Here is a 21,992-nt window from a genome sequence, read left to right as displayed (position 1 = left end):
CATGCGCGGTGCCATCGCCGACGTCATTCCGACGGGACAGGGGATCCGACGCGACGCCGCACGGCGTCCATGTCGCGCACGGCGTCCATGTCGCGCACGGCGCGTACCTCGACGGTGCCCACGCGCGTCCACGGCAGCGACTCGGCGATGCGGACCGCGGCCTCCATGTCCTCCGCCTCGATCAGGTTGAAGCCGGCGAGGTACTCCTTCGTCTCGGCGAAGGGACCGTCGCTGACGCGCAGGCCGCCGTCGCGTCGTCGCACCGCGCGCGCCGTCGACGGCGGCTCGAGCTGTTGCGAGGCGAGCAGGCCGCCGGCGGCCTTCAGCGCATCGAACTTGGCGAAGCAGTCGCGCATCTGCAGGTCGAATTCGGCCTCGGGCCACTCCGCCAGGCGCGCGTCGTCGATGTACACGAGCAGCAGGAACTGCATGCGGATCTCCGGTCGGCGAGCCGGCATCGTGCGCGAGCGCGGCACGGCTGTCACGCCGCCGTGCAGCGTGCCGCGCGATCGAGCAGCACCTGCCGTTCGCGGGCATTCCGACTAAGCGACGCCGCGCGCTCGAACGCGTCGCGCGCCTCCTCGCGGCGGCCCAGCCGATCCAGCAGGTCGCCACGCACGGCCGGCAGCATGGCGTAGTCCTCCAGCGCACCGTCGGCGGCGAGACGATCGACCCGCGCCAGTGCCGGTGCCGGGCCGAAGGCCATGGACTCGGCCACCGCGCGGTTGAGCTCGACGACGGGCGAACCGGTCACCGCGTGCAGGCGCGCGTACAGCGCGGCGATGCGCGGCCAGTCGGTCGATGCGGCGGTGGTGGCCCGCGCATGGCATGCGGCGATCGCGGCCTGCAGCGTGTACGGCGCGTCCGCACCGCCGCGCGCGAGCGCGCGGTCGAGCGCCGCGAGCCCGTGCAGGATCAGCGTGCGGTCCCAGCGCGTGCGGTCCTGGTCCGCGAGCAGCACGGCCGCGCCCGCCGCATCGGTGCGCGCGCGCAACCGCGACGCCTGCAGTTCCATCAGCGCGACCAGCCCGTGCACCTCGGCCTCGTGCGGCACGAGCCCCGCCAGCACGCGACCCAGCCGCATCGCGTCCTCGCAGAGAGCGGGCCGCACCAGGTCGTCGCCCGCGGTCGCGGCATAGCCTTCGTTGAAGACGAGGTAGATCACCTGCAGCACGGCGTCGAGGCGTTCGCCCAGTTCCTCGCGGCGCGGCGCCTCGAACGGCACGTGCGCCTCGCGCAGCTTCTGCTTCGCGCGCACGATGCGCTGCGACACCGTCGCCTCGCGCGTCAGGAACGCGCGCGCGATCTCCTCGACGGTGAGGCCACCCAGCAGGCGCAGCGTGAGCACGATGCGCGATTCCACCGGCAGCACGGGATGGCAGGCCACGAACATGAGGCGCAGCAGGTCGTCGCCGATGTCGTCGTCCGCATTCACGTCGGGACCTCCCGTCGCCTCGTCCAGCGACGCCGCGTATTCGCGGCCCCGCTCGCCGTGCCGCGCGCGCTGGCGCAGGTGATCGATGGCGCGATGCCGCGCGGCCGTCATCAGCCACGCGGCGGGGTTGGACGGCACGCCGTCGACGGGCCACCGCTGCAGCGCCTGGACCAGCATGTCCTGCACCAGTTCCTCGGCGCTGCCCAGGTCGCCGGTCATGCGGGCGACGCGGGCGACCAGCCGCGGCGAGTCCATCCGCCACAGCGTGTCGAGCAGGCGCTTCGGATCGTCGCCCATGGTCCGGTCAGGCGCTGCCCGCCGGCATCCGCGACGGGTCCATCCACGTCAGCGCCCAGGGATGGCCGTCGGGATCATGGAAGCCACGCTGGTACATGAAGCCGTAGTCGTCGCGTTCGTTGCTCGACGCCGCACCCGCGGCGACGGCGCGGTCGTGCAGGTCGTCGACCGCCTCGCGCGAATCGAGGGTGATCGCGATCAGGTGCTGCGTGGTCGTCATCGGATCGGGCACCGGCTTGTGCGCGTAGCGCTCGAAGGTGGCGCGCGGCAGCAGCATCACGGCGATGCGTTCGTTGAGCAGGACACAGGCGCCGTCCGCGCCGCCGAAGCGGGGATCGAAGCCGAGCCCGAGCGCGGCGAAGAAGGCCTTCGCGCGATCGAGGTCGGCGACGGGCAGGCTCAGGAACACGTGGCGGATCATGCGGCGTCTCCTTGCGCGGCGGGGCCGTTGACCATCCAGGCCTTGCCGAAGCGGTCGTTGAGCATGCCGAAGCGGGTGGCCCAGGAGGACGGCGCCAACGGCATGCGGATGTCGGCGCCCTCGGACAGTTTCGCCCACACGCGCTCGGCCGCCTCGACGGTATCGAGCATCACGTTGAGGCACCCGCCCGCGCCGGGGCTGCCGTCGCCGCAGCCGGGCTGGGTATCGGCACCCATCAGCGCGGCGTCGCCGATCCGGAGATGCGCATGCATGATGCGGTCGTGCGACGCGGGTGGCAGTTCGGCGGCCATCGGGGACTCGCCGACGGTCATGAGGGTGACGAGTTCGCCGCCGAAGGCGTCGCGGTAGAACTCGAAGGCGGCGCGGCAGTCGCCGTCGAAGGCGAGGTAGGCGATCAGTTGCATGGCGGCCTCCTCAGCCCCGCACCAGCTGGTCGCGCAGGCGTGCTTCCTGCTCGCGCAGCTCGGGCGTGAACTCGGCGCCGAAGTCCTCGGCCTCGAACACCGGGCGGATCTCGATCTCCGACGCCTCGGGCATCGGGTTGGGGCAACGGCGCACCCATTCGATCGCCTCGTCCATCGAACGCACCTGCCAGAGCCAGAAGCCGGCGACCAGTTCGCGCGTCTCGGCGAACGGGCCGTCCAGCACCGTGCGCGACGTGCCCGAAAACCGCACGCGCGCGCCCTGCGACGACGGCTTCAGGCCTTCGCCCGCCAGCATCACGCCGGCCTTGACCAGCTCTTCGTTGAAGCGGCCCATCGCCTCCATCAGCGCCGTCGACGGCATCGTGCCGGCTTCGGAGGAGGGGGTGGCCTTGACCATCACCATGACGCGCATCGGAATCTCCCGTCGGCCGGCGGACTGCCGCACCTTCATGGCATACGACGAACGTAGCGGTCGGATTTCGACATCGACGCAGTGCCGGCCGACGAACGGTAGCGGCGGGCCGCGCGTCCATTGCCGTCCCGCGTTCGACCTGCTGGTCCTGGGGCCGGCGCTTCGGATCGAACGGTCGCGCGCAGGTCCGCTGATCGCGATGAGGTCGCCATTGACGTCGCCATCGACGTCGCGCACCGGGCGCAGCGGGGCGAGCCACCGGCGTGGCGCGGTGCATCGCGAGCGTCGACAATCGATCGCGCGTCGGTTGGCGGCGCACGCCGCTCGGGCCTTCGCCCGCGGCTCAACGACGGGAGGCGGGGCCATGGCACGCGTGACGGGCATCGGCGGTGTGTTCTTCAAGGCGCGGGATCCGGCGGCGCTGGCCGCGTGGTATCGCGACGCCCTCGGCCTGGACGTCCAGCCCTGGGGCGGCGCCGCGCTGCGCTGGGGTACGCCGGAGAATCCGTCGGGCACGACCGCGTGGAGCCTGTTCGCGGCCGACACGCCGCACTTCGAGCCGAGCACCGCGGCCTTCATGGTCAATTACCGCGTCGACGACCTCGACGCGCTGCTGCAACGGCTCCGTGCCGACGGCTGCACCGTGGTGGATGGCCCCGACGCATCCGACTACGGCCGGTTCGCCTGGGTCCTGGACCCCGAAGGCAACAAGGTCGAGCTGTGGGAGCCGCCGGCGGGCGGGTGAGCGAAGACGATCCGTCCGAGGCCGTCGACGACGCGGCCGCCACCTCGGTGAACCGGTATCCGGAACATGACGAAACCGCTTTCGCTCTTCGCCGCCATGCTGCTGGCGTCCGCGGCCCGGGCGGCCACGGCCGATCTGTCGAACGCGCCGCTCGCGGACGTCGAGGCGCTCGCGCTCGATGGCCGCCGCGACGCGATGCATGCGCTCTGCTATCGCCACAAGTACGGGATCGACGCGCCGCAGGATTTCGGCAAGGCGCTGCGCTGGTGCAGCGTGGCCGCCGTGGTGGGCGTCGACAGCTCGCAGGTCCTGCTCGCCGAGATGTTCCATGACGGCGATGGCGTGCCGCAGGACTTCGGGCGCGCACGTCAGTGGTATGAAGCGGGCGCGGAGCAGGGCCACCCGCACGCGCTGCTGATGCTGTTCTACATGTACGACGGCGGCGGGGGCGTCGAAGTCGACCGCCCACGCGCGCTGCGCTATCTCGAACGCGCCGCGGCCGACGGCTACGAGAAGGCGGTCGAGGAACTCGACAGGCAGCGCGCGGCGTCACGCGTCATCTGAGGCAGGGCGGCGACGGGAGCGTCCTGCCGCGTCGCGGCGCGATGTTTCGGACTGCGCGTTCCGGCGGCCGTTACGCGCACCGGACGCGGGCGTCGATGCAGCACACCGATGCGGGCGCTACGACCATGCGGCCATCGCGACGATCGGTGGCGACCGATGCCGTCGCATCGCCGAGGACCGCGACGCGCCCGCGAGGCGTCGCGCCTCAGTGCCTGGCGAACGGCGACGTGGATCCGTCGCGGTCGATGCGCTCCACCACGTACGGCTGACTGCGGCCGTCCGGCATCTCCATGCCCGGCGAACCGAGCGGCATGCCCGGCGCGGTGAGGCCGACCGCGCCGTCGGGCTTGGCCAGCAGCCGGATCACGTCCGTCGCCGGCACGTGACCCTCCACGACGAGCCCGCCGACGCGCGCGGTGTGGCAGCTGGCCTTGCCGGCCGGCACGCCCAGCGAGCGCTTCACCGCCGTCATGTCGGCGCTGTCGTGCACCTCCACCGCGAACCCGTGCTTGCGCATGTGCTCGACCCAGTTGCCGCAGCAGCCGCAGGACGGATCCTTGTAGACGACCACCTTCGGCAGCGCCGACGCCGCGCCCGGCCCGGGGCTCGACTTGCCGGCGGTCGCCGCGGCGACCGGGCCCGTGGCGGTGAGGGCGAGCAGCATGAGGAGGGTGGACGGCTTCATCGGATTCCCCGGGCGAGGCAGGTCGGAAATGGACGCGCCGGCGGATGCGATCGCCGGCGCGGTGGGCGGGTCGAGCCCGCGCGGAAGCATGCGCCCGCCCCGCGGCATGGACAACGGCGCGGCGCGTCGGCGCGCGGGCGGCGTTAATCCGGCGACGCGGCCTCGCCGGCGGGCGTTCGCTGGGGCGAACCGGCCTCGATCGACGTTCCCGCAGCCGTTCCGCTGTCGTCCGCGTCCGTGCGCTGCCCGCCAGCCACGATGCTCGTCGCCGCGAGGTCCGCGGTGACGTTGCCGACCGTGGCGAACACGTCGGGGATCGTATCCAGCGCGAGCAGTACGCCGAGCGGTTCGATCGGCAGGCCCATCGCCTGGGTGACCGGCATGTTGGTCGCCATGAAGCTCACCTGGCCGGGCAGGCCGACCGAACCCATGCTGATCACGACCGCGAGCGCCGCGCCCGTCACCAGCTGCGCCGCGCTGAGGTCGATGCCGTGCGCCCAGGCGATGAACACCGCGACGCCCACGTACTGCATCGGGCTGGTGATGCGGAACAGCGACACCGCCATCGGCAGCACCAGCGACGTCACCGGCAGCGGATAGCCCAGACGCCGGCTCGCGCTCTCGAGCATCGCCGGTAGCGACGCGAGCGACGACTGCGTGCTCGCGGCGATCGTCTGCGCCGGCAGGATCGCCGACGCGAAGCGCCGCAGCCGCTCGCGGCCGGCCAGCACGGCGATCGGATACAGCAGCAGCGTCATCGCGACGTACAGCGCCACCTGCAGGCCGATGTAGGTGCCGAACACGCCCAGCATGCCGCCGCCCACGCGCGCGCAGACCGCGAGCACGAGCGCGAACACGCCCAGCGGTGCCGCCCACAGCACCCAGCGCACGATGACGATCATGACGTCGGCGATCGCCTGTACGAGTTCGAGCAGGCGCTCGTGGCGCGCATGCTCGATGCGCGTGAGCGCGAACCCGAAGAACAGTGCGAACACCACGAGCGGAAGCATCGCGCTGGACGCCGCGGCCGCCAGCGCATTGGCCGGGATGATCCCCGTGAACCACTCGCCGAACGACGCCGGCACCGCGAGGCCGACCGCGCCGGCGTCGGCACCCGCGAGCGCAGCGGCGAGGCCCTGCGGACGCGGCAGCAGCGAGAGCAGCAGCGGCGCGGCCACCGCGGCGAACGCGGCGCCGCAGGCTAGCAGCACGAGGAAGCAGGCGATCGCGCGACGCGCCGTGCGGCCCGATGCCGCCGCGTCGCGCGCGGTGTTCACGCCGAGGATCACCAGCGCGGCCACCAGCGGCACCACCGTCATCTGCAGCGCGTTGAGCCATAGGCGGCCGATCGGCTGCACCGCATCGGCCACGCGCGTCGCGGTCGACGCGTCCCAGTGTGCGAGTGCCAGCCCGATGACGGCGCCGAGGAGGAGTCCGAGCAGAACGCGGGCGGTCGTGGACACGTGGGTTCCTGTAGGCGCGATGCGGGTGGGGTGGGGATCGTGCGGATCAGTCCGAGCCGGCCTGCAGCGCGGGCAGGCCCCAGTCCGTGCGCACGCGGCGGTACTCGGCCTCGGGCAGCAGCACGAAGACGGGGCGGCGGCCCGCGTCGAGCCAGCCGAGCAGCTGCCGCATGACCGGCTCGGCCATCGCCGTGCAGCCCGCGGTCGGGGTATCCGGCGTCTTCCACAGGTGCGCGAAGATGCAGCTGCCCGCGGCGCGCGTGGCCTGCGGGTTGTGCTCGATCACGAAGCCGAGGCGGTAGCGTGCATCGCCGTCGGCATGCAGGTCGCGGCGCATGGGCTCGGTCGAGCCGGCCACGCCCTGTTCGCCCACTTCGCGTGCGTCGACGATGCGGTTGTAGAGCGGGGAGTCCGGGACGTCGATGCAGTAGTCGCTCGCCGTCATGCCGCGATACCCGAGGCGCGTCTCGACACGGTCGGCATAGCCGAACGCGGTGCCGAGTGCGAATACGCCCGCCGGCGCGCGACCGTCGCCCTCGCGCTTGTGCGGGCCCGCCGCCTGCGCGGGATGCAGCCCGATCCCCCATGCGCTGCCGGCGCGCCCGATCATCACCGGGGCCGCGGCGCCGACCTGTGTCCAATCGGCCCCGGCGCGCGCGCGCTCGAACCGGCGCAGCGTGCCGCGATCGACGTCCCAGCCGGTCGTGGTGACGACGATCATCTGCTCCAGCTCCGTCCAGCCGCGCACGTCCGGCGGCGACGGCGTTCCCGCGCAGGCGGTCAGCACCAGCGCGAACGCGCCGGCGATGCAGGACAGGAACGAACGGCGCGCGTAGGGCATCGGCATGGCCTGGAGGGGATCAGCTGTCGAGCAGATCGTGCATGTGGTCGAGGTTCTCGTCGAGCGCGTGCCGGTAGGCCTCGCTGGACTCGCAGAGCAGCACGAAGATCAGGTCGAGCAGGTGCAGCACGGCGGACTGGTACAGCAGCGGCTCGACGTGCCGCCGCCCGTCATGCGCCGAGACCAGCAACGCAACGCCGGCATGGGCCCGCAGCGGATTGGGCGTGTGGCGCGTCACGGTGACGACGTGCCCGCCGTGCTCGCGCATGCGGCGCGCGATCTGGCACAGCGTGGGCTGGCGGCCGTGTTCGGAGAACGCCAGCAGCACGTCGCCCTCGACCGCGTTCGACACGCCGGCCTGCATGAGCGCGGCATCGACGTAGTGCACCGTCAGCACGCCGAGCATCGACAGGCGCGTCGCGAACGCACGCGCCGGGATGCCGTCCTCGCCGAGGCCGATCACGTAGACCTTGCCGGCGTGCCGGATGGCGCGCGCGACGGCATCGACCTGCTCCGGCGGATTGATGGCGCGCGTGGCCGCCTCGGCCTGGGACTTCAGCTCCCACAACGCATCGGCGAGCGCGCCGAGCGGATGCGCGGCGGGCGGCGCGACGGTCGTCGCGTCCTCGCCCTCCGGGCGCGCCGCGGCTTCCACGATCGAGTACTTGAGGTCCGGATAGCCCCGGAAGCCGAGCTTCTGGCTGAACTTCACCACGCTCGACTGGCTGATGCCGAGCGCGCTGGCGAGCTGCTGCGAGGAGTAGTCGCGCAACAGGTGCGCGTTCTCCAGCAGGAAGTCCGCGATGCGCCGCTCGATGGCGGACATGCGGTCGCGCTCGGCGCGGATCCTCAGCAGCGGCGACATGCGTGCGGAGCCTCCATGGCGGCGGGCGGCCGCCTCATGCGGCGATCGGTTCCAGGCCCTGGATGCTGCGGATGCCGAGGCCGGGGGCGTCGGTCACCGAAATCTCCGACTCGTTGAAGATCACGCCGCCCTCGACCGGGTTGTACGCGCACAGCGACGGACCGTCGAGGTCGACCTTGGTGATCGCGTCGGCCTTCGCCACCGCGAGGTGCACCGCGGCGGCGACGCTGATGCTGGACTCCAGCATGCAGCCGATCATGCAGTCCACGCCGTAGAGCGAGGCGATGTCGGCGATTCGGATCGCGTTGGAGAGGCCGCCGGTCTTCATCAGCTTGATGTTGATGATGTCGGCCGCGCGCATGCGGATCAGGTCGATGACCTCGGTCGGGCCGAACACGCTCTCGTCGGCCATGATCGGCGTGTGCACGTGCTCGGTGACGTACTTCATGCCGTCGAGGTCGCGCGCCTTGACCGGTTGTTCGACGAGCTCGAGCCGCACGCCGGCGTCCTCGAGCGCGGTGATCGCGTACACCGCCTGCTTCGCGGTCCAGCCCTGGTTCGCGTCGAGCCGCAGCAGCGCGCGCCCCTCCACCGCGGCGTAGATCGCCTTGACGCGCTCGATGTCCACGCCGATGTCCTTGCCGACCTTGATCTTCAGCGACTCGAACCCACGGTCCACCGCACTGATCGAGTCGGCCACCATCTTGTCGATGTAGTCGACGCTGATGGTGATGTCGGTGGTGATCACCGGGTCGCCGCCGCCGAGCATGCGGTAGAGCGGCGCGCCGTAGAGCTGGCCGAACAGGTCGTAGACGGCGATCTCCACCGCGGCCTTGGCGCTGGTGTTCTTCTCCAGCGCGGTCTGGATCAGGTGGGTGACGCGGTTGAGGTTGGCGATCTCCTGCCCGATCAGCCGCGGCCCGATGAAGCGGCGGATCGCTTCGAGGATCGAGCCGTGCGTGTCGCCGGTGATCACCGCTGTCGCCGGCGCTTCGCCATAGCCGACGTGGCCGGTGTCGGTGTGCACCTCGACGACGATGTCCTCGACCGCCTCGACCGTGCGCAGCGCGGTCTTGAACGGCGTTTTCAGCGGGATTCTCAGCAGGCCGAAGCGGATGTCGGTGATTTTCATTCGGAGGCGGGAAATGGGGGCGGGGGGCCGCGCGCGCGCCGGCGGCGCGGCGCGGGCCGGGTCAGGGCCGGATGCGCTGGATGTTGGTGATCCGGTCGACGAAGCTTTCGGTGCCGTTGAACATCAGCGGCGTCAGCGGCGACACGGTGACGCCGTTGGTCTTGGCGCGGCGCGGCGTGCCGTCGGCATCGCGCCAGCTCAGGCCGGTGGTGTCGTGGATGACGTAGGGCTCACCGTCGACCTGGCCGATCGCCATCATCACGTGGCCGGGGATGTAGATCAGGTCGCCGGGCTGCAGTTCGCGCACCAGCGCGAGGCGGCGCTCGCGGCTGTCGTCCTTGGTCAGCGCGATGCGGTTGAGCGCGGGGCTCACGGCCTGGTCGCTGGTGTTGCGCGGCAGCTCCACGCCCATGCTGCGGTAGACCTCGGACACGAAGCCGCTGCAGTCGCGCCCGTTGAAGTCGTGGCCCCAGCCGTAGCGCTCGCCGAGGACACGGAACGCCTGGCGGATGATGTTCGCCTGCGTGAGCGGCAGGTAGTCGGCGCTGCTGGGTTCGATGCGCGGCAGCAGCGCGGGGCTGAAGCCGAGCGAGCCGTCCGCCTTCCGCACCGGCAACTCGACCACGTGCGCGGTATAGCCCTGCTGGCCGTTCACGGGCGTCGCGACCGGCCAGTCGGCCAGCACCGGAACGCGTACGCCCATGTCGAGCTGGAGTTCGGAGACGGCCGGCGCCTCGGGCGTGAACACCGTATGCACTTCGCCGCCGGTGACGACGCGGTAGGGCGCCTTGCGCGCATGACCGAGCACCGCGGCCTTGTCCCCGATCGCGACGTGGCGCTTCTCGATCCATGCCGCGTAGCGCGGGCTCACCACGAACCACCAGCGTCCGTCGCGGCTCTCGTGCGCGACCGCCACCGGATCGCCGGGAAACAGCGCGCTTTCCTGGAAACGGTCGATGTCGCGGTCGTCGGCCGACGAGAACGCCGGCTGCAGTGTCGGGAAGGCGCGCAGCGGCGCACGGCGGACCACCAGCCCGTACCGCGTCGGACGCGTGGCATCGATGCCCGCGACGTCGGCATTGGCCACGATGGCGGCAACCGCGGCGGCGGGCATCGGACGGCCCTGTGCATCGAACAGCGCCCGCTTCGGCGGCGCCGAAAGGCGCGTCACCCAGGGTGCCACGGTCGCGCGGGGCAACGCGTCCGGCAGCGCTGCGAGGTCGTGCATGCTGGGATCGATCGCGTACAGCCGAGCGTTCTGGCGCGCGATCGCGTCGGCGTCGAGCACCACGCGATCGGGCCGCGCGAGCCGCGCGATCCAGTACTGCGGATCGAGTTGCGAGCGTTCGACGCCGATCACGCCGGTATCGGCCGGCACCGTCCACTCGCGCGCCTGGACGGGCGCAAGGGCAAGCAGAAGGGCGGCGGCGAGGGGGGCGAGCAGGCGCATGGTCAGGTTCCGTAAGGCGACAGCGTGGACAGCAGGCCGGCGATCGACAGCCCGACCGCGGTGCCGATGACGAGGCCGAGCGTGGCGAGCAGCACGGCGGCCGGCACCAGCGCGCGCGAATAGGTGGCGGCCAGCACCGGCGCGGTCGCGACGCCGCCGATCTGGGCGAGCGAGGCGATGCCGCAGAGATAGAGGTCGAAGCGGAACAGCCGCGCGAGCAGCGCGAGGATCGCGATGTGCAGCAGCAGCACGCAGAAGCCGGCGGCGACGAACAGCGGCGCGGTCGCCAGCCCCTCGAAGTTGCTCTGCGACGCCAGCACCGCGACCAGCAGCGCGAGCATCGCGCTCGCGAGCGGCGCGGGCACCGGCGAATGCGCGGAGCGCGTGCGGGCCAGAACCAGCCCGAACACCGTGGCCACCAGCACGGTCCAGGCGGTCGAGGTCAGCAGGCCGTTGGCCGGCAGCCGCGCAGCGAGAGCCATCGAGACGTTGCCCACCACCAGCGCCGCGCCGAGCCAGAGCAGCACGTCGCCGGCCGTCGCGCCGCCCTTCGCGGGCAGCTCGGCCTCGACGAGCACGTCGCGCGTATCGGCGCGTGTCCAGCGGTCGAACGCCGGCGCGAGCCTCGCGGCCGAGAACAGCGCGACCACCCAGACCGAGTAGCACAGCGCATCGGCGAGCAGTACCGACGGCAGCAGGTTGTCCGGCAGCCCGACCGATTCCTTGACCGCGACCAGGTTCGCCGAGCCGCCGCTCCAGGTCGCGCTCAGTGCCGACAGCATCATCCAGCCTTCCGCCGGCAGCGCCTGCCGGAACAGCAGGTAGACCAGCACGATCGCGATCTGGATGCTCGCCAGCGCACAGGCGAACACGGCGAGCACGCGCGGGCCGAGCTTGAGGATGGCGCGCAGGTCACAGCCGATCATCAGCAGGAACAGCAGCGCCGGCAGCAGCTGCGAGGTCAGCGTGCGCTGCGCGGCGGCGATGTCGTCGCCCGATCGCCAGACGCCCGACACCGCCAGCGCGGTGACCAGCAGGTACGTGAGCACGATGGGCGGAAGCACCGAGAACAGGCGCCATCCGAAACGCCGTTCCAGCGCGGGGACCAGGCCCGCCGCGAGCAGCAGCAGTGCGACGTAGGGCCAAACCGAATCGATCATCAGCGACCGCTACCCCTAGGACCCCGTGTCCGACGGAGGAATAAAAACTTCTTTCAGGGGTGCCGTCAAGAATAAATTATTGACCGGCGGTTTTCCCCATGTTACACACCCGTCACGTGCCCCCAGTACGGGTCGTCGCCCGCGTGGATCGTCTTCCGCTTCCCATGAGTTCAAATGGCCCCGGCGCGCAGGCAGCGCCGTGGCCCTGGGCGGCGTGCCTGCTCGCGGCGGCGCTCGCGCTGTCGGCCGCGGCACCCTCGGCTGGCGCGCAGTCGGACGCTCCCGTCACCGACGTCGTGCGCGACATCGACGACGGCCGGTTCGCCGCGGCGCAGGCTCGCATTGAAGGTCTCCTGCAGCGCACCGATACCGATGCTTCGCTGCGCGCACGCCTGGAGTTCGAGCGCGAGCGCATGCGTCGCATCCGGCTCGATTTCCCGATGACCGAAGCGCAGGCCCGGCAGCGGCTGCGCGACCGCATACCCGACCTGCGCGAGGACGAGTTCCAGGCCTGGAAGGCCAGCGGGCGGCTCGAACACCTCGTCATCGACGGCGAGCCGTACTACTTCACGCGCTCGGTCTCGAACCTGTTCCTGCTCGATCCACAGGCCGCCGCGCGCCGCGCGCCGCCCGTGAAACCGCCGGTCGAAGGACCGATGGAGCGCGCGAACGCGTACCACGAGGCGGCCGTGCGCGAAGCGCGTGCCACGGGTCGCCGCAGCGTCGCACCGCGGCGCGTGCGCGTGACGCAATCGCTGGTGGTCGAGCCCGACGCCGTGCCTGCGGGCGAGATGCTGCGCGCCTGGATTCCGTATCCGCGCGCCATCCCCGGCCAGCAGGACGGCCTGCGCTTCCTCGGCTCGCAGCCCGGCGCCCCTCGCATCGCGCCCGAATCGGCGCTGCAGCGCACGGTCCTGCTCGAACAGCGCGCGCGGGCGGGTGAGCCCACGCGCTTTTCGATCAGCTACGAGCTGACCGTGCACGGACAGGTCAATACGATCGATCCGGACCGGGTCGTGCCGCTCGATGCGGCCACGATCGCGCGCGAGGGGCTGGCCGCGCACCTCGGCGAGCGCGCGCCGCACATCGTGTTCACCGATGCGATGCGCGCGTTCTCCAGGCAGGTCGTCGGCAACGAGACCCGCCCCTACCACGTCGCCCGCAAGCTGTTCGACGCGGTCGACCGCATCCCGTGGGCCGGTGCCCGCGAGTATTCGACGCTGACCAACATCAGCGACTACGCGCTGCGCGCCGGCCACGCCGACTGCGGCCAGCAGACGCTGCTGTTGATGACGCTGCTGCGGCTCAATGGCATTCCGGCACGCTGGCAGTCGGGCATGGTGTTTTCCGACGGCACCTACGACAACCTGCACGACTGGGGATGGATGTATCTCGCGCCCTACGGATGGGTGCCGATGGACGTCACCACCGGGCGGCTGGACGGTGCGGCCGACCCGGCCGTCGCAGGGTTCTACTTCGGTGGACTCGATGCCTACCGCATCGCGTTCAACGACGACTTCGGCCAATCGTTCGTGCCGCCGAAGCAGCATTTCCGTTCGGAAACCGTCGATTCCCAGCGCGGCGAAGTGGAGTGGAGGGGAGGAAACCTCTACTTCGACCGCTGGGACTACACGTTCGAAGCTCACGTAGTGCCGGAGTCGACACCGGGCGGTTGACGCCCGCGGCTCACGGTTCGCACATCACGCGCTGGAGGGGACATGAAAGGCAAGCGGTCGCTGTCGAAGGGGTTGAAGAAGGGCGCGCTCTGCGTCGCATTGGGTGCATGCCTGGGCGCGATGGCGCCCGTCGTCATGGCACAGAGTGCGACCGGCGCCGTGGCCGGCCGCGCGAGCGCGGGCGACCAGATCACGATCACCAACCCCGCTACCGGGGTGAGCCGCAGCGTGACGGTGGGCAGCGACGGCAGCTACCGCCTCACTCAGTTGCCGGTCGGCGACTACACGGTGCAGGTGGTGCGCAACGGCCAAGCGGTCGGCGCGCCGGTGCAGGCCAGCGTGTCGCTCGGCGGCACCACGACGGTCAACCTCGGCGGCGAAGGCGGCATGCGCAGCCTCGACTCCGTGCAGGTCGTGGGCTCGCGGGTGGTCAACCGCGTGGATGTGTACTCGACCGAAAGCGCCACGAACGTGACCCGCGAGGACATCGCGCGGTTGCCGGTCGCGCAGGACCTCGGCTCCGTCGCGCTGCTCGCGCCCGGCGTCATCGTCGGCAACTCGTCGCTCGGCGGGATCTCCTTCGGCGGCTCGTCGATCGCCGAGAACTCCGTCTTCATCAACGGACTGAACGTCACCGATTTCTACCGCCGGCAGAGCTTCTCGTCCGCGCCCTTCGCGTTCTTCCAGGAATTCCAGGTCAAGACCGGCGGCTACTCGGTGGAGTTCGGCCGCAGCACCGGCGGCGTGATCAACGCGGTCACGCGCCGCGGCACCAACGAAGTGAAGGGTGGCGTCGAGCTGACGTTCGAGCCGAACGCCTGGCGCGCGCCCGCCGACGACCACGAGTTCTACGACCTCGATGCCAGCGGCAAGCGCGTGCCCGTGTACTACCGCTCCAGCCGCGACAAGGACAGCTTCATGAAGGCCAACGTCTGGGCCAGCGGACCGCTGGTGAAGGACAAGCTCTTCATGTTCGCGATGTACGAACAGCGCCACGACAACGCCGGCAACACCGACAACAACGGCGCCAACTGGTTCGACGGCGGGTTCAACAACGGGTTCTGGGGCACCAAGCTCGACTGGAACATCACCGACGACCATCGCCTCGAACTGCTCGCCTTCTCCGACGAAGGCAAGTCCGAGAGCACCACCTACGCCTATAACTGGGACACCGGCGAGCGCGGCGCGCGCGTGGGCGACAGCACCAACGAAAGCGGCGGCCGCAACGGCTCGCTGACCTACACCGGCCAGTTCGGCGAGAACTTCGTCGCCAAGGCGATGTACGGCTTCAACCGCACGCAGAGCCTGGTCGCGTCCTCCGCCGACGAGCTCTGCTCGCAGGTGATCGTCGACTCCAGCTACAACGGCGCCTACGCCGCGATGGGCCGGCCGCCGGTCAGCTGCCATCCGAGCACCTCCGCGTCGGTGGTCGACCACCACGACGAGCGCAAGGTCGGCCGCCTCGACTTCGAATGGACGCTGGGCAGCCACCTGCTGCGCTTCGGCCTCGACCGCGAGCAGATGAGCACCGACCGCACCACGGGTTACCCGGGTCCGACCGGCATGCGCTACACGATCTACTCGCGTGCGCCCGGCACCGTGCTCGACAACGGCGCGGCGGTGCCTGCCGGCGTGAACGCGATCGTCATGGGACGCAAGCGCGTCGATGGCGGCGTGTTCGAGACCGTCGCGAACGCGTGGTACCTCGAGGACATCTGGAACATCACGCCGACGTTCATGCTCAACCTCGGCGTGCGCGTGGACGGCTTCGACAACAAGACCGCCACCGGCGCCAGCTTCATCAAGATGGACAACCTGGTGTCGCCGCGCGTCGGCTTCTCCTGGGACATGAAGGCCGACGGCAGCACGAAGCTGTTCGGCAACGCCGGCCGCTACTACCTGCCGATCACCAACAACATCAACTACACCTTCGCCGGCGGCCTGACCGACGAGCGCACGTTCTACGTGCTCGACGGCTTCACCCAGCAGGTCAACCCGGTCACCGGCTCGACCTACATGCAGCCCCGCCTGGGCACGCAGATCGGCCCGGTGGACGACCAGTTCAACGTCAGCGCGGGCGACCTGCGCCAGAGCGTCGACCAGGACCTCAAGGCCGTCTACCAGGACGAGTTCATCCTGGGCTTCCAGAGCATGATCAACCGCGCCTGGTCCTGGGGCGTCAACGCCACCTACCGCGACATGACGAACGCCGTCGACGACGTTCGCATCAACGCGCTCTGCGGCGTGCGCCACGGCAACCTGTTCCCGATCGCCAACCCGGGCGACACGCTCACGCTGTGGGGCACCCGTGCGATGGGCTGCGCGCAGGACGGCTGGGTGACGATCGATACCTCGAAGGAGGGCTACATCACCGCGGGCACGAACCGGATCATCGGCTACTCCAAGCCGCGCCGTACCTACAAGGCGGTGGAGTTCCAGATCGACCGCGCCTGGGACGACAAGTGGGCGTTCAACGCGTCGTACCTGTGGTCGAAGTCGGAGGGCAACCACGAAGGCCCGGTGAATTCCGACACCAACTACGGCGACACCGGCATGGTCCAGCACTGGGATCATCCGGCCAACACCGAGCGCTACGGCGTGCTGTTCAACGACCACGAGCACCAGGTGAAGCTGCGCGGCAGCTACAAGGTCAGCGAACAGTGGCTGCTCGGCGCCACGTTCACCGCGCTCTCCGGCGGCCCGATCACCGCGTTCGGCACGTCCTGGCCGGGCGAGGACAGCGTCGCCAGCTACACGAGCGAGGGCAGCGGCGGCGGCACCGGCTGGATCTGCGTGCAGAACTGCACCGGCCCGAACAGCCAGCGCGTTTACGAGTTCTCCGAGCGCGGCGCGTTCGGCCGCATGCCGTGGACGTACAACCTCGGCGCGAACGTGACCTGGACGCTGCCGGTCGAGGACATGGACCTGAAGGTGCGCTTCTCGGTGTTCAACCTGCTCAACCAGCAGCAGGTGGTGAACGTGCGTGGCCGCTACGAGCGGCAGCCGGGCGTCTACCGCCCCACGTTCGGCACCGGCACCGCGTGGCAGTCACCGCGCTATGCGCAGCTGGTGCTGACCTGGAACTTCTGACACGCACCGTGACCCGGACGCGGTCGCCGGCCTGCCCGGCGGCCGCGGTCCCGGGGCCGCCGCCGCGCCTTCCGACGTCGATGCCGTGACCGGAAATCCGACCTGCATGCCGTCGGCCTCGCTCGACGGCGTCGACCTGCACGCGCTGTCCGCCTGCGTGCCCACCCCGTTCTACGCCTATTCGGCGGACGCGATCCGTCGCCGTGTCGAGGGCCTGCAGCGCGCGCTCGCCGGCCTCGACGCGCAGCTGTGCTTCGCGGTCAAGGCGAACCCGAACATAGGCGTGCTGCACCTGATGGCCGGACTCGGCGTCGGCGCCGACATCGTGTCGGCCGGTGAGCTGTGGCGCGCGCGTCGGGCCGGCATTCCCGGCTCGAGCATCGTGTTTTCCGGTGTCGGCAAGACCGCGGACGAGATGGCCGCGGCGATCGATGCCGGGGTCTGGAAGTTCAACGTCGAGTCGGCCGACGAGTTGTCGCTGCTGCAGGCCGTGGCACGCGCCTGCGGCGTGGTCGCGCATGCCGCGGTGCGCGTGAATCCCGACGTGGACGCGCGCACCCACGCGAAGATCTCCACCGGGAAGGCCGAGAACAAGTTCGGGGTCGACATCGACGAGGCGCGGCGCTGGTTCGCCGATGCCGCGCACTGGCCCGACGTACGGCTCGACGGCCTGCATGCGCACATCGGCTCGCAGATCCTCGAGCTGGCGCCGTTCGAGCAGGCGATGTCCCGCCTGGCGGCGTTCTGGCGCGAACTGGCGGCGGCCGGGCATCGCATCGCGAGCATCGACGTCGGCGGCGGGCTGGGCGTGGCCTATCGCGCCGGCATGGACCGGCCGATCGATCCCGCCGATTACGTCGGCGCGATCCGCCGCCAGCTGCACGGCTTCGACGGGCGCATCGTGCTGGAGCCGGGCCGTTATCTCGTCGCCGAGGCCGGTGTGCTGGTGACGCGGGTCGTGCGGGTCAAGGCGGGGCGAGAGCGCGAATTCCTGGTCCTCGACGCCGCCATGAACGACCTGCAGCGCCCCGCGCTGTACGACGCGTGGCACGACATCCACGTGCTGCACGAGGGTGGGCGACCACGCGCGCGCTACGACGTGGTCGGGCCGGTCTGCGAGACGGGCGACACCTTCGCGCGCGACCGCGACCTGCCGCGCTGCGAAGCGGGCGACCTCGTGCTGATCGCCGGCGCCGGCGCGTACGGCGCATCGATGAGTTCGAACTACAACTCGCGCCCGCTGCTGGCCGAAGTGCTGCTGGACGAGGGCCGCTACGCCGTGGTGCGGCGTCGCCAGAGCCTGGCGCAGATGGCCGAGAACGAACACCTGCCGACCGCCTGGAGCGTCGCATGAAGAAGATTGGATGCCTCCTCTTGCTGGCGCTGTGGCTGCCCTGCGCCGCGAACGCCGCGGACCCTGCCTTCGACGCCGCCTTCGACGCCACGATGGCGCGCTACCGCCTGCCCGGGCTGGCGGTCGGCGTCGTCGAGGACGGCAAGGTCGTGTACACGCGCACGGCCGGCGAGCTCGTGGCCGGCGGCGGGGCGAAGGTCGACGCGAAGACGCTGTTCAAGATCGCGTCCAACACCAAGGCGATGACGGCGGCGACGCTCGCGCGGCTGGTCGACGCCGGCAAGCTGCGGTGGGACGACCCCGTGGTGAAGTACCTGCCGCAGTTCCGCATGCACGATGCCTGGGTGACGCGCGAGATGCAGGTGCGCGACCTGCTCATCCACAACAGCGGGCTGCCCGCGGGCGCCGGCGACCTCATGCTCTGGCCCGAGCCGAACACGTTCACGCGCGCCGACATCCTGCACGGCCTCGGCTACCTCAAGCCGCAGTACAGCTTCCGGTCGCGCTATGCCTACGACAACCTGCTGTACATCGTCGCCGGCGAAGTCGCGGCCGTGGCCGGCGGCGCGCCGTACGAGACGCTCGTGCGCCGCGAGGTGTTCGAACCGCTGGGCATGACGCGCTGCCGCGTCGGCGACTGGAACGCGGATGCGGTCGGCAACGTCGCGCAACCGCACATGCGCCAGGGGGATCGCAACGTGCCCGTGCGCGCGGACGGCGCGCAGGTGCGCACCAGCACGATGGAGGCGGCCGGCGGCATCCGCTGCAGCCTCGACGACATGCTGACCTGGGTGCGCGCGTGGCTGTCGCCCGAAGGCGCATCGGCGGGCTGGCTGTCGACCGCGCAGCGCAATGCGGTCTGGGCGCCGCAGATGCCGATGCCGCTGTCGGCGCGGATGCGCGACTGGGACGGCAGCCACGTCTCCGCCTACGGTTACGGCTGGCGCCTATCCGACGTCGACGGCGTGTTCAAGGTGGCCCATACCGGCACGCTGATGGGCATGTATTCCGCGGTGACGATGCTGCCGGATCGCAAGGTCGGGTTCGTCATCCTCACCAATGGCGAGGGCGAGGCCGCGCGCACCGTGCTCACGCAGGCGCTGGTCAAGCACTACACCGCGCACGCCCCCGCGCTCACCGTCGGCCACTACGCCGCGCTGCTCGACGCCGAGGATGCCGGCCGCGGCGCCTCGGAGAAGGCGCCCGACACGTCTCGCCGCCGCCCGGCACGCGGGGCGGAGCTCGCGTCCCGGCTCGGGGTCTACCGCGACCCGTGGTTCGGCGACGTGTCGCTCTGCGACGAAGGCGACCGGGTGCGCTTTCGCGCCGCCAGGTCGCCGATGCTGGACGGCATCGTGCAGCGCGTCGGCGACCGTTGGCTGGTGGACTGGAACGACCCGAGCGTCGATGCGGAAGCCTGGCTCGACTTCGGGACCTCGGGCGGGCCCGCGCTGCGCCTGGGCAAGGTCGATCCGCAGGCCGACTTCAGCTACGACTTCGAGGACCTCGCGTTCGAGCGCGCCGGCGCGTGCCCGTCGCCGCGATCGCCTTCCCGATGACCACGGCCTGCGGCGTGCGAACGTCGACGCTCGACCCGCAGGTCTACGCGTTGATGCGCGACTACACCGGCGACGTGCCCGGCGCGTCGCTGCTGGTGCTCCGCGATGGCGTGCCGATCGTGCGCCGCGCCTATGGGCTGGCGGACCTCGAGGCCGGCGCGGCGACCACGCCGCGCACGAACTACCGGCTGGCGTCGGTGAGCAAGCAGTTCACCGCGGCGGCGATCCTGCTGCTCGCCGAGCGCGGCCGACTGCGCCTGGACGACCGCGTGCGGGCGTGGCTGCCCACGCTGCCGGCGGCCGCCGACACGGTCACGCTGCACCACCTGCTCACGCATACCTCCGGGCTCCTCGATTACGAGGCGCTGATGGATCCGGCCGACCCGCAGCAGGTGCAGGACCTCGACGTGCTGCGCCTGCTCGAGGCGCGCGAGCAGATGTATTTCGCGCCCGGAACCGCGTACCGCTACAGCAACAGCGGCTATGCGTTGCTCGCGCTCGTCGTCGAGCGTGCGTCCGGCCAGCGCCATGCGGACTTCCTGCGCGAGCGCGTGTTCCTGCCGCTGGGCATGGAACGCACGCTGGCCTACGAGGCGCGCCGATCCGGCGTCGCCGATCGCGCCTACGGCTACAGCTTCGAGCGGGGCGCATGGCGCCGCACCGACCAGGATGCGACCAGCGCGGTGCTGGGCGACGGCGGCATCTATTCCTCGATCGACGATCTCGCGCGATGGGATGCGGCGCTCTACGACGAACGCCTGCTCAAGGCCGCCAGCTGGCGCCTGGCATTCACGCCCGCCACCGATACCGACGATCCCGGCGTGCGCTACGGCTACGGCTGGCGGGTGAGCGGCGAGACGCTCTGGCATTCGGGCGAATCGATCGGCTTCCGCAACGTGATCGTGCGCTATCCCCGCCGGCGCCTGACCGTCGTGCTGCTCACCAACCGCAACGATCCCGAGCCCTACGACCTGGCCCGGCGCATCGCCGCGCTGGCGATGGCCGACCCGGCCGCATGACCGCCACGCGCTTGCCGGACGCCCCGATGCCGGTCAGCGGAAGCGGTCGATCCGGTACGGCGCGAGCGGCAGCGACGTCGGCACGCCGGACATGCTCTCGGCGACCAGCCGCCCGGTGATCGGTGCCTGCGTCAGGCCGAGGTGGCCGTGGCCGGTGGCGAGCCACACCTCGGCGTCGCCGACGCGGTCGATGACCGGCAGCGAGTCCGGTGTACAGGGGCGCAGGCCCGCCCACTCCGAGGCGGGCGCGGCGGCGAGCGCGGGGAACAGCTTGCGCGCTTCGCCATCGAGCCGGTGGATCAGGCCGAAGCGCGGCGCGGTATCGAGCGCGGTGAGTTCCTTGATGCTGGTCATGCGGATGCCCGCGCGCATCGGCGACACCACCATGTAGCGTTCGGCCCAGAGCGTCGGGCGGCCGACCACGGGCGCTTCCTGCGGCGGATACATCAGGTGGTAGCCGCGTGCGGGCACGACCGGGACGCGCCGCCCGAACGGTGCGAGCAGGCGGTTGCTCCACACGCCGCCGGCGATCACCACCTTGTCGGCGCGCAGGTCGCCCGTGTCGCCGCGCAGAACGTAGCCGCCTGCGGTCGGCTCGATGGCCGACACGTTCGCGACGACGCTGCGCATGCCGCGCGCGACCAGCGCATCGGCCAGTCGCGTGCAGAACCGACCCGGATCACGCATGGCGAGTGCGTCGCGCTGGAACACGGCGTGCCGGAAGCCCGCGCCGATGCCGGGCTCGAGCGATCGCAGCTCCGCGCCGTCCAGCACGTCGAAACGCACGCGCCGCTCCTGCATCAGGGCACGTTCCCAGGCGCCGGCGGCGAAGCTCGCATCCTCGCTGTAGACGTGCAGGTAGCCCGTGTGCGCGAGCAGGTCGTCGGCGCCGATGTCGGCGGCCAGGTCGATCCAGGCGTCGCGCGCGGCGGCGTTGAGCGCGTGCAGCGCGTCGATGATCGGCGCCACCGCCTCGGCCCGCCCATTGCGCACGAAATCGACGAGCCAGCGCGCGTAGTGCGGCCAGCGCGGCCAGTCGAGCTTCAGGGGCGACAGCGGGTCGGCGAGCATGCGCAGGCCCTTGCGCAGGATGCCCGGCGTGGACTGCGGCAGCACGTTGCCGACGGAGATCGAGCCCGCGTTGCCGAACGACGTCGCTTCGCCGGGCCCGCGTGCATCCACCACCGTGCAGTCGTAGCCGCGCTGCATCAGCGCGTGCGCGCAGGACAGCCCCACGATGCCGGCGCCGACCACCGCGACCGATGCGGTCCGCGTGGCGCTCATCGAACCGGCACGTCCAGCAGCGGTGGCAGCGACGGGCCGAGGTCGAGCGTGTAATGCCACCACTCGAGCGGATAGTTGCGGAAGCCGTGGCGCG

Annotated in this window: 20 protein-coding genes; 7 read left to right on the top strand and 13 right to left on the bottom strand. The window is 71.0% G+C overall.

All coding sequences use genetic code 11. The features are described from left to right. Positions 1–23 precede the first annotated feature (23 nt). From E4F61_RS01520 to E4F61_RS01500, 5 genes are read right to left on the bottom strand one after another with little or no spacing between them, the layout of a single operon-like run. A complete protein-coding gene (locus tag E4F61_RS01520) occupies positions 24–431 on the bottom strand; it encodes a YciI family protein (RefSeq protein ID WP_133477628.1) in 408 nt (135 codons plus the stop codon). A 50-nt stretch (positions 432–481) separates the two neighbouring features. Beyond that, positions 482–1,732, bottom strand: coding sequence for an RNA polymerase sigma factor (locus tag E4F61_RS01515; RefSeq protein WP_133477627.1), 1,251 nt, complete (start codon positions 1,730–1,732; stop codon positions 482–484). A gap of 7 nt (positions 1,733–1,739) precedes the next feature. Continuing rightward, positions 1,740–2,153, bottom strand: a complete 414-nt coding sequence (locus tag E4F61_RS01510; protein WP_133477625.1) for a VOC family protein — start codon at positions 2,151–2,153, stop codon at positions 1,740–1,742. After that, a complete protein-coding gene (locus E4F61_RS01505; RefSeq protein ID WP_133477623.1) occupies positions 2,150–2,578 on the bottom strand; it encodes a VOC family protein in 429 nt (142 codons plus the stop codon). The genes E4F61_RS01510 and E4F61_RS01505 overlap by 4 nt, the downstream gene beginning before the upstream one ends. A 10-nt stretch (positions 2,579–2,588) precedes the next feature. Beyond that, positions 2,589–3,011 (bottom strand): YciI family protein, encoded by a 423-nt coding sequence (locus E4F61_RS01500; protein ID WP_133477621.1) that lies wholly within the window; start codon positions 3,009–3,011, stop codon positions 2,589–2,591. Here E4F61_RS01500 and E4F61_RS15030 point away from each other — a divergent pair. Together E4F61_RS15030 and E4F61_RS01490 are read left to right on the top strand one after the other, a co-directional pair. Next, positions 2,989–3,756, top strand: coding sequence for a VOC family protein (locus tag E4F61_RS15030; protein ID WP_338015999.1), 768 nt, complete (start codon positions 2,989–2,991; stop codon positions 3,754–3,756). The two genes, E4F61_RS01500 and E4F61_RS15030, sit on opposite strands and share 23 nt — an antisense overlap. Before the next feature lie 66 nt (positions 3,757–3,822). After that, positions 3,823–4,320: a tetratricopeptide repeat protein gene (locus E4F61_RS01490; RefSeq protein WP_133477617.1), complete on the top strand. Its 498-nt coding sequence runs from the start codon at positions 3,823–3,825 to the stop codon at positions 4,318–4,320. Positions 4,321–4,525: 205 nt separating this feature from the next. On the opposite strand, the gene E4F61_RS01485 is transcribed toward E4F61_RS01490, so the two are convergent. The 7 genes from E4F61_RS01485 to E4F61_RS01455 all read right to left on the bottom strand — a co-directional run bounded on the left by E4F61_RS01485 (position 4,526) and on the right by E4F61_RS01455 (position 11,916). Beyond that, a complete protein-coding gene (locus tag E4F61_RS01485; protein WP_202908922.1) occupies positions 4,526–5,005 on the bottom strand; it encodes a DUF411 domain-containing protein in 480 nt (159 codons plus the stop codon). 143 nt (positions 5,006–5,148) lie between these two features. Then, on the bottom strand, positions 5,149–6,468 hold the full coding sequence (locus E4F61_RS01480; protein WP_133477615.1) for a dicarboxylate/amino acid:cation symporter: 1,320 nt from the start codon (positions 6,466–6,468) through the stop codon (positions 5,149–5,151). Positions 6,469–6,514: 46 nt separating this feature from the next. Continuing rightward, positions 6,515–7,309: a L,D-transpeptidase family protein gene (locus E4F61_RS01475; RefSeq protein WP_238382756.1), complete on the bottom strand. Its 795-nt coding sequence runs from the start codon at positions 7,307–7,309 to the stop codon at positions 6,515–6,517. A 19-nt stretch (positions 7,310–7,328) separates the two neighbouring features. Continuing rightward, positions 7,329–8,174 carry a MurR/RpiR family transcriptional regulator gene (locus E4F61_RS01470; RefSeq protein ID WP_133477611.1) on the bottom strand — a complete coding sequence of 282 codons (846 nt, stop codon included), beginning with the start codon at positions 8,172–8,174 and terminating at the stop codon, positions 7,329–7,331. A 34-nt stretch (positions 8,175–8,208) separates the two neighbouring features. Next, positions 8,209–9,306: a dipeptide epimerase gene (locus E4F61_RS01465; protein WP_133477609.1), complete on the bottom strand. Its 1,098-nt coding sequence runs from the start codon at positions 9,304–9,306 to the stop codon at positions 8,209–8,211. 61 nt (positions 9,307–9,367) lie between these two features. Next, a complete protein-coding gene (locus E4F61_RS01460) occupies positions 9,368–10,756 on the bottom strand; it encodes a C40 family peptidase (protein ID WP_133477607.1) in 1,389 nt (462 codons plus the stop codon). A 2-nt stretch (positions 10,757–10,758) separates the two neighbouring features. Then, complete coding sequence (locus E4F61_RS01455; protein ID WP_133477606.1) at positions 10,759–11,916, bottom strand: DUF819 family protein; 1,158 nt, start codon at positions 11,914–11,916, stop codon at positions 10,759–10,761. Positions 11,917–12,080: 164 nt separating this feature from the next. Here E4F61_RS01455 and E4F61_RS01450 point away from each other — a divergent pair, with 164 nt between their 5' ends. From E4F61_RS01450 to E4F61_RS01430, 5 genes are all read left to right on the top strand, one after another. After that, a complete protein-coding gene (locus tag E4F61_RS01450; protein WP_133477603.1) occupies positions 12,081–13,592 on the top strand; it encodes a transglutaminase-like domain-containing protein in 1,512 nt (503 codons plus the stop codon). A 42-nt stretch (positions 13,593–13,634) separates the two neighbouring features. Beyond that, complete coding sequence (locus E4F61_RS01445; RefSeq protein WP_133477601.1) at positions 13,635–16,682, top strand: TonB-dependent receptor; 3,048 nt, start codon at positions 13,635–13,637, stop codon at positions 16,680–16,682. Between the two features lie 85 nt (positions 16,683–16,767). Then, positions 16,768–18,036 carry a diaminopimelate decarboxylase gene (gene lysA / locus E4F61_RS01440; RefSeq protein WP_338015998.1) on the top strand — a complete coding sequence of 423 codons (1,269 nt, stop codon included), beginning with the start codon at positions 16,768–16,770 and terminating at the stop codon, positions 18,034–18,036. Beyond that, positions 18,033–19,595: a serine hydrolase gene (locus E4F61_RS01435; RefSeq protein ID WP_133477599.1), complete on the top strand. Its 1,563-nt coding sequence runs from the start codon at positions 18,033–18,035 to the stop codon at positions 19,593–19,595. Before lysA ends, E4F61_RS01435 begins: the two co-directional genes overlap by 4 nt. Next, a complete protein-coding gene (locus E4F61_RS01430) occupies positions 19,592–20,614 on the top strand; it encodes a serine hydrolase domain-containing protein (protein WP_133477747.1) in 1,023 nt (340 codons plus the stop codon). Before E4F61_RS01435 ends, E4F61_RS01430 begins: the two co-directional genes overlap by 4 nt. Before the next feature lie 33 nt (positions 20,615–20,647). On the opposite strand, the gene E4F61_RS01425 is transcribed toward E4F61_RS01430, so the two are convergent. After that, positions 20,648–21,898 carry an NAD(P)/FAD-dependent oxidoreductase gene (locus E4F61_RS01425; protein ID WP_133477597.1) on the bottom strand — a complete coding sequence of 417 codons (1,251 nt, stop codon included), beginning with the start codon at positions 21,896–21,898 and terminating at the stop codon, positions 20,648–20,650. Positions 21,899–21,992: the final 94 nt, after the last annotated feature.

It is taken from the genome of Cognatilysobacter segetis (assembly GCF_004359965.1).
Classification (GTDB): Bacteria; Pseudomonadota; Gammaproteobacteria; order Xanthomonadales; family Xanthomonadaceae; genus Cognatilysobacter; species Cognatilysobacter segetis.
This window is presented reverse-complemented; position numbering and strand designations above follow the sequence as displayed.

Bases quoted from the DNA above. Each gene is read 5' to 3' on its own strand.
- E4F61_RS01520 (WP_133477628.1), bottom strand. From the start codon at position 431: ATGCAGTTCCTGCTGCTCGTGTACATCGACGACGCGCGCCTGGCGGAG.
- E4F61_RS01450 (WP_133477603.1), top strand. From the start codon at position 12,081: ATGAGTTCAAATGGCCCCGGCGCGCAGGCAGCGCCGTGGCCCTGGGCG.
- E4F61_RS01475 (WP_238382756.1), bottom strand. From the start codon at position 7,309: ATGCCCTACGCGCGCCGTTCGTTCCTGTCCTGCATCGCCGGCGCGTTC.
- E4F61_RS01465 (WP_133477609.1), bottom strand. From the start codon at position 9,306: ATGAAAATCACCGACATCCGCTTCGGCCTGCTGAGAATCCCGCTGAAA.
- E4F61_RS01430 (WP_133477747.1), top strand. From the start codon at position 19,592: ATGACCACGGCCTGCGGCGTGCGAACGTCGACGCTCGACCCGCAGGTC.
- E4F61_RS01510 (WP_133477625.1), bottom strand. From the start codon at position 2,153: ATGATCCGCCACGTGTTCCTGAGCCTGCCCGTCGCCGACCTCGATCGC.
- E4F61_RS01435 (WP_133477599.1), top strand. From the start codon at position 18,033: ATGAAGAAGATTGGATGCCTCCTCTTGCTGGCGCTGTGGCTGCCCTGC.
- E4F61_RS01500 (WP_133477621.1), bottom strand. From the start codon at position 3,011: ATGCGCGTCATGGTGATGGTCAAGGCCACCCCCTCCTCCGAAGCCGGC.
- E4F61_RS01425 (WP_133477597.1), bottom strand. From the start codon at position 21,898: ATGAGCGCCACGCGGACCGCATCGGTCGCGGTGGTCGGCGCCGGCATC.
- E4F61_RS01445 (WP_133477601.1), top strand. From the start codon at position 13,635: ATGAAAGGCAAGCGGTCGCTGTCGAAGGGGTTGAAGAAGGGCGCGCTC.
- E4F61_RS01515 (WP_133477627.1), bottom strand. From the start codon at position 1,732: ATGGGCGACGATCCGAAGCGCCTGCTCGACACGCTGTGGCGGATGGAC.
- E4F61_RS01490 (WP_133477617.1), top strand. From the start codon at position 3,823: ATGACGAAACCGCTTTCGCTCTTCGCCGCCATGCTGCTGGCGTCCGCG.
- E4F61_RS01460 (WP_133477607.1), bottom strand. From the start codon at position 10,756: ATGCGCCTGCTCGCCCCCCTCGCCGCCGCCCTTCTGCTTGCCCTTGCG.
- E4F61_RS01485 (WP_202908922.1), bottom strand. From the start codon at position 5,005: ATGAAGCCGTCCACCCTCCTCATGCTGCTCGCCCTCACCGCCACGGGC.
- E4F61_RS01505 (WP_133477623.1), bottom strand. From the start codon at position 2,578: ATGCAACTGATCGCCTACCTCGCCTTCGACGGCGACTGCCGCGCCGCC.
- E4F61_RS01455 (WP_133477606.1), bottom strand. From the start codon at position 11,916: ATGATCGATTCGGTTTGGCCCTACGTCGCACTGCTGCTGCTCGCGGCG.
- E4F61_RS01470 (WP_133477611.1), bottom strand. From the start codon at position 8,174: ATGTCGCCGCTGCTGAGGATCCGCGCCGAGCGCGACCGCATGTCCGCC.